The sequence below is a fragment of the Ruegeria sp. YTSA226 genome, from assembly GCF_059609905.1.
The window spans coordinates 259,782-275,755 of record NZ_JBXWMQ010000002.1 but is presented as its reverse complement, the minus strand read 5'-3'; the positions used below and the strand labels follow the sequence as shown (position 1 = coordinate 275,755).

11 protein-coding genes are annotated in these 15,974 nt (G+C 56.4%); 2 read left to right on the top strand and 9 right to left on the bottom strand.

Features of this window, described 5'->3' with window-relative positions; genetic code table 11:
• Window positions 1-24: 24 nt before the first annotated feature.
• The 4 genes from AC2FFF_RS04000 to hemA all read right to left on the bottom strand — a co-directional run bounded on the left by AC2FFF_RS04000 (window position 25) and on the right by hemA (window position 5,507).
• Complete coding sequence (locus AC2FFF_RS04000) at window positions 25-1,446, bottom strand: pectate lyase family protein (RefSeq protein WP_142633256.1); 1,422 nt, start codon at window positions 1,444-1,446, stop codon at window positions 25-27.
• Window positions 1,447-1,751: 305 nt separating this feature from the next.
• Entirely contained in the window at window positions 1,752-2,873 is a 1,122-nt protein-coding gene (ispG, locus tag AC2FFF_RS03995; protein ID WP_142633254.1) for a flavodoxin-dependent (E)-4-hydroxy-3-methylbut-2-enyl-diphosphate synthase, read from the bottom strand.
• Between the two features lie 70 nt (window positions 2,874-2,943).
• Window positions 2,944-4,155, bottom strand: coding sequence for a helix-turn-helix domain-containing protein (locus tag AC2FFF_RS03990; RefSeq protein WP_281971941.1), 1,212 nt, complete (start codon window positions 4,153-4,155; stop codon window positions 2,944-2,946).
• Between the two features lie 128 nt (window positions 4,156-4,283).
• Window positions 4,284-5,507 carry a 5-aminolevulinate synthase gene (hemA, locus tag AC2FFF_RS03985; protein WP_271947553.1) on the bottom strand — a complete coding sequence of 408 codons (1,224 nt, stop codon included), beginning with the start codon at window positions 5,505-5,507 and terminating at the stop codon, window positions 4,284-4,286.
• Between the two features lie 324 nt (window positions 5,508-5,831).
• Between hemA and AC2FFF_RS03980 the strand changes: the two genes are divergently transcribed.
• Window positions 5,832-7,217, top strand: coding sequence for a M20/M25/M40 family metallo-hydrolase (locus AC2FFF_RS03980; RefSeq protein WP_281971940.1), 1,386 nt, complete (start codon window positions 5,832-5,834; stop codon window positions 7,215-7,217).
• A gap of 134 nt (window positions 7,218-7,351) precedes the next feature.
• Here AC2FFF_RS03980 and lpdA read toward each other — a convergent pair whose 3' ends face one another.
• Complete coding sequence (gene lpdA, locus AC2FFF_RS03975) at window positions 7,352-8,746, bottom strand: dihydrolipoyl dehydrogenase (RefSeq protein ID WP_281971939.1); 1,395 nt, start codon at window positions 8,744-8,746, stop codon at window positions 7,352-7,354.
• Between the two features lie 214 nt (window positions 8,747-8,960).
• Here lpdA and AC2FFF_RS03970 point away from each other — a divergent pair, with 214 nt between their 5' ends.
• A complete protein-coding gene (locus tag AC2FFF_RS03970; protein ID WP_281971938.1) occupies window positions 8,961-9,395 on the top strand; it encodes a hypothetical protein in 435 nt (144 codons plus the stop codon).
• Here AC2FFF_RS03970 and AC2FFF_RS03965 read toward each other — a convergent pair.
• The 4 genes from AC2FFF_RS03965 to AC2FFF_RS03950 all read right to left on the bottom strand — a co-directional run bounded on the left by AC2FFF_RS03965 (window position 9,392) and on the right by AC2FFF_RS03950 (window position 15,939).
• Window positions 9,392-9,970 (bottom strand): DUF924 family protein, encoded by a 579-nt coding sequence (locus tag AC2FFF_RS03965; protein ID WP_271947560.1) that lies wholly within the window; start codon window positions 9,968-9,970, stop codon window positions 9,392-9,394. The two genes, AC2FFF_RS03970 and AC2FFF_RS03965, sit on opposite strands and share 4 nt — an antisense overlap.
• Before the next feature lie 108 nt (window positions 9,971-10,078).
• The gene (locus tag AC2FFF_RS03960; RefSeq protein ID WP_281971937.1) at window positions 10,079-11,353 is read right to left on the bottom strand and encodes an MFS transporter; all 1,275 of its coding nucleotides are present in this window, start codon (window positions 11,351-11,353) and stop codon (window positions 10,079-10,081) included.
• Window positions 11,354-11,464: 111 nt separating this feature from the next.
• Window positions 11,465-12,511 (bottom strand): tRNA preQ1(34) S-adenosylmethionine ribosyltransferase-isomerase QueA, encoded by a 1,047-nt coding sequence (gene queA / locus AC2FFF_RS03955; protein WP_142633235.1) that lies wholly within the window; start codon window positions 12,509-12,511, stop codon window positions 11,465-11,467.
• A 44-nt stretch (window positions 12,512-12,555) separates the two neighbouring features.
• Window positions 12,556-15,939, bottom strand: a complete 3,384-nt coding sequence (locus AC2FFF_RS03950; RefSeq protein WP_496882854.1) for a YhdP family protein — start codon at window positions 15,937-15,939, stop codon at window positions 12,556-12,558.
• Window positions 15,940-15,974: the final 35 nt, after the last annotated feature.

Sequence of the window (15,974 nt, the reverse complement as noted above, 5' to 3'; positions counted from 1 at the left end):
CCGCAACAGGAGCCGGCCATTCCGTCAGGGCATCGGGTCGCCAGCAAGGTGGCTTAGATATTCCTCTAGATTAGACCAGCCATCGCCGTCCCGGTCCGCCCAGACATCAGAGGGATCATTCGGGTCCAGGCCAGTCCGCCCTGTTTCCCAAGTATCAGACATTCCGTCCCGGTCAGTATCAACTGCCGCGTGAACAATGGGCAAATCCGGCCAACCGCCCACCTCGCCCGGATCGTTTATCCGATGTCCATCACAGCCACGGACGTTTTCGATCACCATCGCATCCAGACTGTCCAAAGCTTGGTCATCCCCGTGCCGGGCCCCCACGGTTCCAAGAACGGTTTCGTATGTCGTGCTCACCTCGGCAGGTTCAACCGACAGCGGCTGGTGAGGTTCAGCCACAAGGAATTCGACCGCCGCATCATCCGCAATCTTGCCCTTCACTGATCTGTCGCATAGCAGCTCAATACGGCTGTCCAGATGCAGGTTATCTTGTTCGAAAACCGAGATGCTGAACCCTTTGTCCGCGCCATAAGGGAACACCTCGAATGCGGCGGGGGGCGGCCTGTTCCGTGTACTGGGGCCCGGCAGGACCACGTTTCCCACATAGGCGATCCATGTGTCGCCGTAATGGTTCCAGAACTCACCGAATTGCGAGGTCGCGTCGTAGAACACGTTGTTAATAATGTCGACTTGCCCAGATGGTGACGACTGGATGTCTGGATTTCTGTCGCGGTTATGGGCAAACAGGTTTTGATACAGGGTGACCCGCCCACATTGCCTTGCCGTTCCATCATCGGAACACAGCAGAGCACCTTTTGAATGCTTTCCCTTTGTATGGGTGGACTTATCCAGAGCCAGGGCTGAGATGCTGCGGGCTATCGTGATATCTTCGCTTGGCAGGTTTTCCGTTCCAACGCCCAGATTCTCATCCGTGGCAAATTGGATCGAGACACGGTCAACGTAGATATTCGAACTGCTCTCTATGGAAAGCCCGTCCACGTTCGACGAGGGCTTGTAACTGGGTCCAGGCCGAAATTTGAGGTTCCGCAGCAAAACGTCCTGCGCCTCAAAAATCATCAGGGGTGAATCCAGAACCTTGCCAAGTTTGATCTGCACCCCCTGTCCCGGCGCGGTCTGTCCGGAGATATAGGTGTTCGAAGCCACTTTCATCTGGGTGTCTACAGTGATCGTCCCTGAAATATCGAAAACGCAAACCCGTCCGGAGCCGTCATTTTCGACGCACTCACGCAGGCTGCCCGGGCCGGTATCGTCCAGGGTTGTGATATGAAACACTTCGCCGCCACGCCAACCCGTAGCGTTCTGCCCATATCCCACCGCACCGGGAAATGCGGGCTGATCGGCCACTACGCTATCTGCCACCATGAAACCCGAACACCCGGCGATCACTGCACCCAGGCCGAAGGCTTTCAAGTTACGGCGCATTGCATAAGCCCCCTGTTAGAGTCCGGACCGCAAAGACCGAGGGCCGAAGAGGCAGGAGACAATCTAATCTTCAAACGATCGCTTACTGGCATACGACTAAGAAACCCATGAAACAAAAACAACAAATCTAAGCGGGAATGAAAATCTCATTCCTCACAATAATGTGGACCAACATCGTCGCGTTTTCAATGAGGTGTCTGGGATTGGGGTCCACCAGATACACGCGGCCAATAACATGCAGGCCCTATGAATTGACCCTGCATGCCCGCCGATCTGGTCATTCAACGGCCAATCAAGCTGGAAAATTACTCAGCGGCTTCTTGCGCAGCGTCCAATTCAGCGGCCTTCTTCTCGACCTCTTCAACAATGTGGTCGACCATCTGATCGTTGGACATCTTGTGGCTGGCCTTGCCCGCCAGATACACCATACCCGATCCGGCACCGCCGCCGGTAAAGCCGACATCGGTCATCAACGCTTCGCCCGGGCCGTTCACGACACAGCCGATGATCGATAGGCTCATTGGTGTTTTGATATGTTCAAGACGCTGTTCCAACGCCTCGACTGTTTTGATCACATCGAACCCCTGCCGCGCACAAGAGGGGCATGAGATGATATTAACCCCGCGATGGCGCAAGCCCAAAGATTTCAGAATCTCGAACCCTACCTTGACCTCTTCGACAGGATCCGCAGACAGGCTGACGCGGATCGTGTCGCCAATGCCCATCCACAGCAGATTGCCCAGACCAATCGCCGATTTAATGGTGCCCGAAACCAGTCCTCCGGCCTCGGTAATACCCAGATGGATGGGGGCGTCCGTGGCCTCGGCGATGCCCTGATAGGCAGCTGCCGACAGGAAGACATCGCTGGCTTTCACGCTGATCTTGAATTCGTGGAAATCGTTGTCCTGAAGAATACGGATATGCTCTAGCCCGCTTTCAACCATCGCTTCGGGGCAAGGCTCGCCGTATTTCTCGAGCAGATGCTTTTCCAAGCTTCCCGCATTCACCCCGATCCGGATCGAGCAATTATGGTCACGCGCGGCCTGAATGACCTCTTTCACCCGACTTTCATTCCCAATGTTGCCAGGGTTGATCCGCAAGCATGCTGCGCCTGCCTCGGCGGCCTCGATCCCACGGCGATAGTGAAAGTGGATATCCGCCACGATAGGTACTGGACTTTCGCGCACGATCTCTTTCAGCGCCTTGGACGAGGCCTCATCCGGGACCGAAACGCGCACGATATCCGCACCCGCCTCTGCGGCGGCCTGCACCTGAGCCACAGTCGCCGCCACATCCGTCGTCAGCGTGTTGGTCATCGTCTGCACCGCAATCGGAGCGTCACCTCCGACGGGGACGTTTCCAACCATGATCTGACGAGATTTGCGGCGGTAGATATTGCGCCATGGGCGCACGTGATTAAGGGACATGTGGACGGGTCCAAGACTGTCTGAGTTGATCTTTAAATAGTCAGCCTAACTGGCCACTGCAATGGTCAGATCATTCTGTCGGTGCGGCAGAGCTTTGCGCCTGAAGTTCCGCCACCAGTTGCTTGAGGGCGACGTTTTGCTCGGCCTCAAGATCAGCTACCGTATAGCGTTCGGAAACCGCATCCTTGGACAGAACGACACCTTTGGCGACAGTTCCTGGTGCTCCGACCGGGCCGAAATGGTCACCATTCATCGAGAAATAGACAGATCCGGCGGCACCTGCACGTAGGTTAGGCGGTTCTTCTGTCAGCGGTACCTCGAATGTACTGCCCTGTTCGACGGTTCCAAGCGTACCCTCGAAGATGATACTTCCATCCGCAGCGGTGACCCGCATCCACGCCGGATCAACGGCGACGATTTTCAGGGTCGTATCAATCTGTTCAACCACCTGCGGCAATGCCGGGCGAAGAACCGTATGGACTTCGGCAACCTCAACCTTGGGCGGCTCAGGCGGCTGGAAGGTGCCAACGGTACGCGGGTCCAGTGTAGAAATTGGTGCATCACGGGCAACGAGCACCGGCAAATCCAGGGCCTGTGGGCGATACAGCCTATCCAGAGCCTCAGCCGAGGGGGTGTCGATCAGCGCGACTTGATCTTCGGTAGTGCCACGCGCCGCCTCAAGCGGGTCCAAATCAGACAAGACAACCGGAGCCTGTTCAACCGGGCTTACCTGCACTTGCTGAATCCGGTTCAGGACGGACCATCCGCCATACCCAATACCGCCGATCACAGCCAACAGAACCAGAGACGACCCGATGGCACGCGGCTCGATCTGGCTGACCAACGATTCCCGTCCGGGAATATAGGGAGTGTTTGGCGAGATAAACGGATCGCGCCCCATCGGACCGCGAGCCGGCAAGCTGCCCGAGGTCTTTCGAACCACTGACGCCTCGGCCGACATGCCATGCGCGACCTCAAACCCGCTTTCCTTACAAAACGCAAAGAAAGTTTCGTCGGGGTTCATCCCCAGATAGCGGGCGTAAGAGCGCACATACCCAGCGATAAATCCGGGCGTATCGAAGGCGTCCGGGTCGGCATCTTCTATGGCTGCAATGTAGTTGGCTTTGATCCGCAGTTCGCGCTGCACATCCAGCAGGGATTTGCCCATTGTTGCGCGTTCACCACGCATCCTGTCACCCAGCCGCACCTCATAGTCGTCAAAGCCCTTGGGCCTGACGTCAGTGTCGCCTTCGGATCCGCGCTGTGATCTGCGCCCAATCATCCCTGCTGCCCCATTCTGCCTGTGCGTGTTTCACGCCGTGGTCGAATCATTAAAAGAATGATTCGCGCCGTAGTTTTGTTAGCGTAATTTTAGCACGCGGCATACGAATTGCACACTTTAGCGTTAGGTTAACCGGCAAGTTCGGCGCGATTTAGCGCACAATGTGACCAAAGTTCGTCCATCGCCTGGATCAAACGGTTCATTTCGTCAGGTCCATGAACCGGGGACGGTGTGAAACGCAGGCGTTCTGTTCCACGCGGAACAGTGGGGAAATTGATGGGCTGAACGTAGATTCCATGGTCATCCAGCAGCATATCGCTGAGTTTCTTCGTGTGCACGGGGTTGCCGACAATCACGGGCACAATGTGGCTGCCGTGATCAATCAGTGGCAGGCCCATCCCCTTGAGTCGAAGCTTGAGGATCTTTGCTTGCGTCTGATGCTGCTCTCGCAATTCGGACGCAGTTTTGAGGTAGGCAACCGAAGCTGCGGCACCCGCAGCAACGGCAGGTGGCAGGGACGTCGTAAAGATGAAGCCCGGAGCATAAGACCGCACAGCGTCGCACATTTTAGTGCTGGCCGCGATATAGCCCCCCATGACGCCATAGGCTTTGGCCAATGTGCCGTTGATGATGTCAATCCGATGGGCAAGACGATCACGCTCGGTCACGCCACCGCCGCGCGGTCCGTACATGCCAACGGCGTGGACCTCATCAATATAGGTCAGCGCACCGAATTCATCGGCCAGATCACATATCTCTTCAATAGGGCCAAAATCGCCGTCCATCGAATACACCGACTCAAAAGCGATCAGTTTGGGCGTTGCGGGATCATCCGCTTCAAGCAGTTCGCGCAGATGGGCGACGTCATTGTGGCGGAAGATGCGCTTGGACCCGCCGTTGCGGCGCACCCCTTCGATCATCGAAGCATGGTTCAATGCGTCAGAATAAATGATCAGACCAGGAAACAGTTTCGGCAAAGTGCTGAGTGTCGCGTCATTTGCGATATAGGCGCTGGTGAACAGCAACGCAGCTTCTTTGCCGTGCAGATCGGCCAGCTCGGCCTCAAGCCGTTTGTGGTAAACCGTGGTGCCCGAAATGTTGCGGGTTCCACCTGATCCGGCGCCTGCGGCATCCACGGCCTCGTGCATCGCCTCCAGCACCACAGGGTGTTGCCCCATGCCAAGATAGTCGTTGCCGCACCAGACGGTGATATCTTGCTGCGATCCATCGAGGCGCGTGCGCACCGCATGCGGGAAATGACCATTGCGACGTTCGATATCAATGAAGGTCCGGTACCGTCCTTCGTCATGCAGCCTTGCGATCGCTGAATCAAGCTGAGCAGTATAATCCACCGGTTTCTCCTTAGTTGCCCGACCGATATTACGGCGACCGAACGTCTTCTTCTGCGCAGGATACGAATCTGCACCAGAGCATTTCCCACTGCCTGCTTGATACCGCAAGCACAGTGAACGCTTATTTGATTTGCATCAAATATCCGCTCTGACCCTGACCGACAAGTAAAGTTACGCCCCCTGGACGCGAGGAAACGACGCAGGCACAGCACATTATCTCATCCGGGTTTCCGATATTATACCAGATTCCTGTCCTTGCGGGCTAGACGGCAAAAGTGGCGCTGATAGGGTTCCGGAAAATCCAAATCAAGCAGGAGCCCTCTTATGTCGCTGGACGCTGTTCTGAACCGCATCGACGCCGATTTGCCAACCTCAATCGACCGCCTGATGGAACTGCTCCGCATTCCGTCAATTTCCACCGATCCGGCCTTTGACCAACAGGTCAACCAGGCAGCTGACTGGCTGGTATCTGACCTGAAAAACATAGGAATTCAGGCTGAAAAACGTGAAACCACCGGACATCCCATGGTGGTCGGGCATATAGGTGAGGACAACAGCGCGCCCCATGTTCTGTTCTATGGCCATTATGACGTGCAACCCGTTGACCCGCTGAACCAGTGGAACCGGGATCCGTTCGATCCGGCCATTGAAGAAACCGAAAATGGGCCAGTTATCCGGGGTCGGGGCTCTTCGGACGATAAGGGACAGTTGATGACCTTCGTCGAAGCGTGCCGCGCATGGAAGGCCGTCCATGGCACCCTGCCCTGCCGCATCACCTTCTTCTTCGAAGGCGAAGAAGAATCCGGTTCGCCGTCGCTGGTCCCGTTCCTGCGTGAAAACGTGGCCGAGTTGAAAGCGGATCTGGCATTGGTATGCGACACTTCGATGGTGTCGCGTGGGGTGCCATCAATCGCGTCTCAGCTGCGCGGGATGCTCAAGGACGAATTCACCATCATCGGTCCGCGGATCGACCTGCACTCGGGCCATTACGGCGGACCGGGGCTAAACCCGCTGCGAGAGCTCTCCAAGATCGTCGCCTCGTTCTATGACGACGAAACCGGTCGCGTCGCTGTCGAAGGCTTTTATGACGGGGTTCATGAGGTCCCGGCCGAACAGTTGCGCCAATGGGAAAACTGCGGGTTCGATGAGGCGGATTATCTGAACTCGGTGGGGTATTCTCAGCCACATGGCGAAAAAGGGTATTCGACATTGCAACAACAATGGGCGCGCCCGACGCTTGAGGTAAACGGGCTTTGGGGCGGTTATAACGGCGCCGGTTCGAAGACGGTCATTCCCTCACAGGCGCATTGCAAGATCACCTGCCGTCTGGTGGGTGACATGAACCCTGACGCCTTGCGCGACCAGATTCGCAAGCATGTAGAAGACCGCCTGTCACCCGACGCGAAAGTACAGTGGGACAACGAACTTGAAGGCTCGCCCGCATCCGTCATGAATATCAACCGCCCCGAATTCGAAGCCGCCCGAGGTGCATTGTCCGATGAATGGGGGCGCGAGGCTGTCTTTACCGGAATGGGCGGGTCAATCCCTGTCGTTGGCTACTTCGACACGGAACTTGGCATGGATTCCATGCTTGTGGGCTTTGCCAATGATGATGACGCAATTCACTCACCGAATGAGAAATATGACGTCAAAAGCTTTCACAAAGGCATCCGGTCCTGGGCGCGCATTCTCGAAGCGCTGACCCAGTAACATTTGGCGAGGCTCTGCCTCGCGCTCCGAGGTATTTAGAGCCAGATGAAGATTGGATCCCCTGCTTCATCTGGCCAAAAATACCTCGGGGGAGTCGCCCGAAGGGCGGCGGGGGCAGAGCCCCCTGCCCTGAGTTACATATGGATCGCGCGCCCGTAAGCGTCCAAAACGCTTTCATGCATCATCTCGGACAAAGTCGGATGCGGGAACACGGTGTTCATCAGATCCTCTTCGGTGGTTTCAAGCTGACGCCCGACCACATATCCCTGAATCAATTCAGTGACTTCCGCACCGATCATATGGGCGCCCAACAGCTCTCCGGTTTTGGCATCAAAGACGGTTTTAACCAGACCTTCGGGCTCTCCTAGTGCGATTGCCTTGCCGTTGCCGATAAATGGAAAGCGGCCGACTTTGACGTCATAGCCCAGCTCCTTCGCCTTTGCCTCGGAATAGCCGACAGACGCAACTTGCGGATGGCAATAGGTGCAACCCGCGATGCTTTCGGGTTTGACCGGATGGGCATGTTTCCCGGCGATCAGATCGGCCACCATGACACCCTCATGGCTTGCTTTATGCGCCAGCCATGGCGCTCCGGCAATGTCACCGATGGCGTATAGGCCATCGACACCGGTGCGACAGAATTCGTCAGTCACAACATGGGTCCGGTCGATTTTGACACCCAAAGCCTCAAGCCCCAGATTTTCGATATTGCCGACGATGCCCACGGCAGAAATCACGGTGTCAAAGTCGTGCTTTTCAACCTTTCCCTTCACCTCGATATGCGCGGTGACTTTACCCTTAGCGCGGTCCAACTGCTTGACCATCGCCTTTTCCATGATCTTCATGCCCTGTTTGATAAAGGCTTTCTTGGCGAAGGCGCTGATCTCGGCATCCTCGACGGGCAGAACCCGGTCCATGACTTCAACCACCGTCGTATCTGCACCGAGCGTATTGTAGAAGCTAGCGAACTCGATCCCGATTGCACCCGACCCGATGACCAGCAATTTCTTTGGCATCCGCGGCGGCTGCAGGGCGTGTTTGTAAGTCCAAACCAGATCACCATCCGCTTCCAGCCCGGGAAGCTCGCGGGCGCGCGCGCCGGTTGCCAGAACGATGTTCTTGGCTGTCAACTCTTCGCTGCCCTTGTCGGTCTTGACGGAGACCTTGCCCTTGGCCGGGATCGTCGCCTCGCCCATGACAACCGTCACTTTGTTCTTTTTCAGCAGGTGACCGATACCGCCCGAAAGTTGCCCGGCGACACCGCGCGATCGCTTGACCACAGCATCCAGATCATATCCGATCTTCTCGGCCTTCAGCCCAAAATCCTTTGCGCGCTCCATCAGGTGAAACACTTCTGAAGACCGCAGCAGCGCCTTTGTTGGGATGCAGCCCCAGTTAAGACATATCCCCCCGAGATGTTCGCGCTCGACCACGGCGGTTTTCAAACCAAGCTGTGCTGCGCGAATGGCTGCGACATACCCGCCAGGACCAGCGCCGATTACGATCAGATCAAAAGATTGTGCTGCCATGTTTCCCTCTCGGAGCAGGTCATTTCCAAATTAGTTTACCATTAAACTAATATCAGCCACCCTTCAACACTTAGTCCCCGCGACAAAAGCTACGCAGGGTAAACCCATACGGATTGCAGAGGTTCGAGCCTATACCGCACCCGTTCAAAACGCTAGAAGATAGCTAAGTATCCCAGTTGCTCCATTCTAAATCCATTTACGCGAAAGGCATAACATGGCTAAAACGCTGAAAGATCTGGTCCTCGCCCTAATCAACGCCACGCTTATCCTGGTGGCCTTGTGTTTGTTTTTGGGCTGGAAGCTGACCACAACAGCGCAGTCCCTGATGTCTGATTTTTCACAGAAGGTTCAGATCGTCGCCCCTTTGCGCGAAGAGGTTCAAGGGGTGCGCAGTGAATTGGCAGCACTTCGCACTGAACTCGCGACAATACAAGTCAATGGCGCGCTTGCCGACACCGCCACCGCCCAACGGGTCTCGCAAACGCTCGACCGTCTGAGCCAAATCGAAGATACGCTACAGGTGGCGCAGTCTCGTATCGTTGGGGTTGCCGAAACGCCTGACGCCTTTATCAGCACCGCAATAGAAAAAACGGCCGACACTGTGGCCGACCGTATTATCACAATCAAAGGATGTTCGGTCGAAGGCTAACCTGCGGCCTGAAGCTCTCGGACGGTGGACCCGTACCCGCCCATGTTTACATAGGCGGCCTCATGTTCGGTCATGGGCCGCGACAATGCTTCGTTACGATAGGGGAAACGGCCGAACTTTCGGATCACCTCCCTATGCGCCCTTGCATGCAGCAGGTTGGTTGACTTGGCTCCGTCGATATTCTGGCACATCAGGCGTACACAACGCTCTTGGTCACACAGATTTTCCGAGTGCATCAGTGGAAGATAAAAGAACTGCCGCGCGGGCTCGTCAATCTTCATATCCCAACCCTTGTCGATGGCGCATTTCGCTGCAGACAAGGCTGCCCTGTCAGTGGCGAACGCCTTGCCGCTGCCGCGGAACATATTTCTAGGAAACTGGTCCATCAGAATGATATAGGCCAGTGCCCCGCTGGGGTATGTCAGCCAGAGAGAGAACTTTCCCTCATTAGCAATTTCCCATGTGGAAAGAAATTTTTCGCGGATCTCTGCGTCTAGCGCTTCATCCTCAATATACCAACCATCTGGACCCACTTGATCCAGCCAAAAACTCAATACTTCTTCAGGCCCTACCATTGCCTTGCTCCGTCGTTTTGCCCTCCCCAGGGACGTAACGTCATTTAAGGCTGATTTACAGATTTGTGACAGTAAAAATTTGCAACACTTGCGACATAATTTCGTGTCCTAGGCTACATCTTGCGTTTCCTGATCGGATTCGGCGGCTTCGATAGCCACCTCTTGCGCCAATTCGAACGCCACCGGCGAGGCCGTTGGGTAAAGCGGAGACATGGTGCCCGTCTCATCCACAGGAATCGCCGCACGCTGTGTCATGCGATACATCGCATAGACAGCAGTGGCTGCAAGCAGTGCAAAGATGATCAGGAAAAAGCCCGACGGTCCGAACACGTCATCGCCCATCAACCAACCGGTAATCAGCGGGCCAGCAATGGCGCCCAGTCCATTGATGAAGACCAGACCGCCAGAGGCCGCCGCCATATCCTCATGCTCCAGAAAGTCATTCGTATGCGCAATCAGCAGCGAATACAGCGGGTTAGACATGCCGCCAATCACAAAGGCCGAGGCCAGAAGGAACGGAAATGAAGTCGACCCGAACATCATCGCAGTGGCCGCCCCGCAAGCACCAATGATGCCCGCCAGCATGATCAGGAACCGGCGATCCATCCGGTCCGAGAACCAACCCAGCGGATATTGCAGCAGTATTGCCCCGACATAGAAAGCCGCCACGAAGGTCGAAATCTCAACCAGTGTCAGCCCAGCGCGCGCGCCATAGACCGCCGACATACCAAACTGGGCCGAGAACACTCCGCCCAGCAGGAACATGCCCACGCAGCCCAACGGCGACTTCCCCATCAGTTCACGCAATGTCATGGGCTTGGTCGTGTCAAATGCCGGTGTCGGTGAAATCGACAGCAGAATCGGAGCAAAGGAAACCGAAACCAGAATGGATGCGATCACAAAGGTTTCGTAACCAGCAGGATCGCCAACCAGCATAAGCCCCTGAGCGGTGATGATCCCAGTCATCTGTACGATCATATAAAGCGAAAGCGCCTGGCCCCGGTTCTCGTTATTGGCCGCGTTGTTCAGCCAGCTTTCGGCGGTGACATACACTCCCGAGAAACAAAACCCGATCACGACACGCCCCAAAGCCCACGCGACTGGCTCGGTCAACATCGGATACATGATCATCACGGCCGAAATAAAAGAAGCGAGCGCAGCAAAGACCCGCACATGCCCCACCCGCCGGATCATCTCCGGTGCAAGGCGAGAACCTCCGAGGAAACCTACGAAATAAGCTGACATCACAACAGACATCTGAAGGGTCGAAAACCCTTCGATCTCGCCTCGAACGCCCAGGATTGTGCCCTGTAGGCCATTGCCAATCATAAGCAGGCCCATGCCAAGAAGAAGTGACCACGCGCTGGTAATGACCTGAAGCATAGAGGCCTCCGAGATTGCTAACCTGAACTAGAGATTCGTTTTTATATCAAAAACGGCTTTGAACCAGCTTGTCTACGACATCGAAACGCAACGATCCCGACAACACGCCGCTCAAGGGATCAAAAGCGACCCATCCCCATATGAAAAGAACCGATAGTTCTGCGCAATCGCGTGCTCATAAACCTCTTGCATCCGATCCTGCCCCATCAAAGCTGAAACCAACATCAGCAGCGTGGATTTCGGCAGATGGAAATTGGTGATCAGCGCATCCGTGACGTAAAACTGAAAGCCCGGATAGATGAAGATGTCGGTATCGCCCTCCCAGGGTACGATCTGCCCACTGCGGGCGGCGCTTTCGATCAATCGCAGCGCGGTTGTGCCCACCGGAATGACACGGCCACCTATGGCTTTGGTTTCACGAATTTCACTGACGGCTTCCGCACTGACCCTGCCCCATTCTGCATGCATCTTATGGGTCGTCACATCCTCGACCTTGACTGGCAGAAACGTTCCGGCACCGACATGAAGCGTAACGTAGGAAACAGAAACGCCGCTCGCGGTAAGCGCCTGCATCAGCGCTTCGTCAAAATGCAGCGACGCGGTGGGCGCGGCCACGGCCCCGGAGTTGCGCGCCCAGATCGTCTGGTAATCCGTCTTGTCCTGCGCATCGGCAGGGCGCTTGGCGGCAATATAGGGCGGCAGCGGCATGGCGCCGGCCTGTTCCAGCGCAGCATCGAAATCCTGCCCCGTAAGGTTAAACCGCAGAAAGGCCTGCCCGTCCGCCACCCTATCCAACTCAGCGCTCAGTTGATCCGAAAACCGGATAACCTCACCTGTCTTGACCTTCTTGAGCGGTTTGATCAACGCGGCCCAGGTGCCGTCTGCCTGCGGATCAAGCAACGTCGCTTCGATCGACGCAGAAACCGGCCCTTGCGCACTGTCGCGATGACGCCGCCCGGTGAGGCGTGCTGGGATGACCCGCGTATCATTCAACACCAGCCGGTCACCGGGTCGCAGCCAGTCTGGCAGGTCAAAGACGTGCGCATCCGAGATTGCATCGCCCTCGGCCACAAGCAAACGCGCCGAGGACCGCGGGTTGGCAGGCCGAGTGGCAATCAAATTTTCGGGCAAGTGGAAATCGAAATCGCTGAGTTTCATGGGCGCGCCTTACAGGGTCGTATCAGATTCGGCTATATCCCTGTTCAGTTGTCTTTTGGCGGCGATCCAAAGGTGCGCTTGGGCTCATCCGGCTTGGCTTTCTGTGCATTTGGCCCATCCTGAACCTTCGGCGCGGGCTCCCTTAGAAGGTTGCGCAAGAACAATGGCGCAAGCCCTGACAGAGGGTTGACCGAGACAGAGGGTGATTTCAAAGGGCCGGTCAGAGTATAATTGAACGCGATCACACCCTCACCTTTTTTGGTGAAGACACTTCCAATCGCATTCACCAGATAGATTGGGGAAATCGCGCCACGCAAGTTCAGCATTTCGCTAACCGTGTCGATTGTCCCGTCGAAGGACAATCCCATCGAAGGACCGACGGCGCTGCCGCTGAGAACCTTGATTTCGGTCGGAGTAATCCGCATTCGGCTTTCGATGCTCGAGAAAAAGATGCCTTGCCCAGCCATTTCATCCACAAGTCCAACAAGGCTGATTGCGTTCAGCAAGGCAGCCATGGCCGGGGCGTCATGAATTCGGGTGTTCACGATCTTCATGATGACATCGAAATTCCCGGCCCCGCCGACCGGTTCCAGTTGCAGGTCCAGTTTGCCACCGCGCGCCTGGGTTATCATTTTGGCCGATCTCAGAACGTCACCTGCATCACCAGAGGTCAGATTGACTGCACTGCGCCCTCCGCGCGGGGTCACCTGTCCGCGCACAGCAGCACCGCCGTTTACATTCGCCGTGAACGCGCCGCTGACACCGCCAGTTGTCGCAAATTTTCCCTTGAACCCGGTCAGGGCGATCGTCTCTGTAATCTGGAGGCGATCCAACACTACATCCAGCTCGGGCCCCTGCCCGGAACCACCGCCACCACCTTCGGAGGATCCAAAGGTCGCGCCCCCCAGATTCATCACGCCCCCTAAAACCCTGATGTCGGGCAAAGCTGACCCCCGTGAAATCAGCTCCGCCGGAACCGCTAGCCAGTTCCCCAGCTCGAAGGAGCTGAACTCAACGCGATCGAAAGCACCATTTTTGAAATTAATGGAGGCCAGGCTTCGCAACCCCGCCGCATCCAGCCGAAGTGTATCCACGCGCATCTGATCGCCCAGCGTTGCCTCGACATCCATCGACCCCTTGGTACCAGCGCCTTTGCGCCACCCGAGCTCGGGGATGGACAGCACAACGCCTTCCAGATTCGATGTCGCCGTCAGTTTCGGGGGGCGGCCAGCACCGATGCCCAAGGTTATGTCGGCAACGCCTTTTCCGGTCAGCATACCCTTTGGTAACCCGGCACGCAGCTCGGTCACCAACCGGGGCGAAATCTCGATCTGCCCTTTCAGTTCACTGGGTTTCGGTTCTCGACCCCCAATAGGCTGGCGCCAGGTTGCCTGCAGGGGCACGTCGCCGAAATATCCGTCGCCGCCGACTTCGACAGCGGATTGGTCACCTGAAATAGTCAACTGAGGCGCGCTGACGACAAAACCTTTGACCAAGCGATCACTGTGCACATCACCAATCTTACCAGTAAAGTGAAACTGGGTTTCATCGAACTTCAGCCCCTTCTTCATCGGCAGAGATAAGGTGCCTGACAGTTCCACATCGCCAGAGGCCACATCCACGGGCAAATTTGCCTTTGTCATCAGCTGCAGAGGGGGACGATCCATCAAAGACAAGGCGGCCGTTGCCGAGCCCTTGGCCTTGACGCGCACAATCGCCGGCGAAAGCTTTTTGATCGACGTATCCGGAATAATGAAGGATGTTCCTGACCCGTCTATCGGGCCGCCCTGATCGGCAATGACAACCGCTTTCTCGGCTGTCACGGTAAACCGTTGGTTGATCAGGCTGGCCTGCCCCTGAGCGTCCTGGACCGGAGGTAAAGTTTTGGCAAAGCGGACTTTGGCGTCGTCGAACCCGAAGTCCAAGTAAATGTCCGGCTTGGTGTCCGGCTTCAACCGTAATGCAAAATCGACATCCGAGAGCCGGCCTTCATATAAATTGTCGGACACCCATTTACGCGGCTTTTCGGCAAGTAATTGGGGCCAGTATCTCAGCAACTGGCCTGACTCCAACTCGTCCAGATGGGCCTCGAGGTACCCCGACCAACCTTCGGCTTCACCATTCAGATTACCCGTAGCACGCAGCGTTAGGTTTTCGTCTTCAACCGTCATCTGTCCGAGGCGCAACTCGAACGGGGCCAGCTTCATCTTCAGATCAAGGTCGGCACGCGCCAACTTGAGGGGTTCCGGAAACAGCCCAGCCGGGTTGATGTCGATGCTGCTGAGACGGAGTTGAGAGGTCAGGCTTTCCAGCAGTCCATTCTCGATACCTCTCAAAAAGGCCCTTCCCTCGGCCTGAACGGACCCCCAGGCGGAGACTACAGAAACCTCGTCGAAATCCAGCTCCTGCCGACTTGGGTCATAGCTGAAATAAGCCCTGGCGGATTCAAACGGGATCGGTTTTGTCTCTTGGTTGGCTTGCACCGCGCCTGCCGCAAGGTTCAGGGTCGCAAATAACGGCCCCAGCGCCGCGTTGCCATCAACACTGCCGCGCACCGCGCCCGAGATCGGAGCGTCAAGGACCTGTAACCATGACAAGGCAAGGCTTTGACTTGCAATATCCTCGGCAGGCAGGTCGGTTATGGCAAAGCCAAAGCTTGCCTGGGGCGTTCCAAGTACGCTGGTATAATTTACCTCAATCGAACTGGCATAATCGCGCCCTGTCAGAACAGAGAACCCAGTGGACATGCGCATTTCGTCACCGGTACGGATGATCGAAATATGTCCGCCGTCGAAAACCCAGGCGCGCGACAGGCGCAAATCCTGATAGTCCAGCGTCAACGACTCAAGCTCGACCGACCGCAGGCCCGACAGCAGCGGTGACAAAAAGACATCGTCAGATTCCTCGATCAACTCGATCAATGTCCGCGCCCGCTGAACCGGTGCACTGCCAGAACCGACTGTCAACGAAAGCGCCCCGTCCAAGCCGCGGGTCAATGCGATTTGGGCATCGCGCAGGGTAATCGTGCGCGGCCGGATTTTCCCCCGTAGCAGCCACCGCATCGACAACCGTGTGCGCATATCCGCCACTTGCGCGATCTGTTGTCCCGCCGAGTCGCTTATGGTCACATCCGTCAGTCGCAAACGTGGCAACCAGTTTTCGTTGACGATAAAGCTAGCATCGCCAAAGCGGATCTTGATCCCCCCAAGGCTTTGATCCAGCCGTTTTTCGGCCTGGGCCCGCATCCAGTCAGGCGCGTGCAGCTGTTTGCCAATCAGAAAGAACCAGCCGCCAAAGGCCAGCAGGCAAAGCAACAGGAAGGTTCCGACGATCCCCCACGCAGCGATGCGGCGGCGTGACCGACGGCGGCGGGGCTTCCCGTCCGGGCCTTCTTGTGTATCTTCTTGCCGCGCCAATTTCCGACCCACGCCCTATTACCTGCTTGCACCGCACCATGATGTCA

What these genes read in the sequence shown, in the direction of transcription:
- AC2FFF_RS03990 (WP_281971941.1), bottom strand. Translation starts at nt 4,155, where the DNA reads ATGATTGGGCGCAGATCACAGCGCGGATCCGAAGGCGACACTGACGTC.
- AC2FFF_RS04000 (WP_142633256.1), bottom strand. Translation starts at nt 1,446, where the DNA reads ATGCGCCGTAACTTGAAAGCCTTCGGCCTGGGTGCAGTGATCGCCGGG.
- queA (WP_142633235.1), bottom strand. Translation starts at nt 12,511, where the DNA reads ATGAAACTCAGCGATTTCGATTTCCACTTGCCCGAAAATTTGATTGCC.
- AC2FFF_RS03960 (WP_281971937.1), bottom strand. Translation starts at nt 11,353, where the DNA reads ATGCTTCAGGTCATTACCAGCGCGTGGTCACTTCTTCTTGGCATGGGC.
- ispG (WP_142633254.1), bottom strand. Translation starts at nt 2,873, where the DNA reads ATGTCCCTTAATCACGTGCGCCCATGGCGCAATATCTACCGCCGCAAA.
- AC2FFF_RS03970 (WP_281971938.1), top strand. Translation starts at nt 8,961, where the DNA reads ATGGCTAAAACGCTGAAAGATCTGGTCCTCGCCCTAATCAACGCCACG.
- AC2FFF_RS03965 (WP_271947560.1), bottom strand. Translation starts at nt 9,970, where the DNA reads ATGGTAGGGCCTGAAGAAGTATTGAGTTTTTGGCTGGATCAAGTGGGT.
- AC2FFF_RS03980 (WP_281971940.1), top strand. Translation starts at nt 5,832, where the DNA reads ATGTCGCTGGACGCTGTTCTGAACCGCATCGACGCCGATTTGCCAACC.
- lpdA (WP_281971939.1), bottom strand. Translation starts at nt 8,746, where the DNA reads ATGGCAGCACAATCTTTTGATCTGATCGTAATCGGCGCTGGTCCTGGC.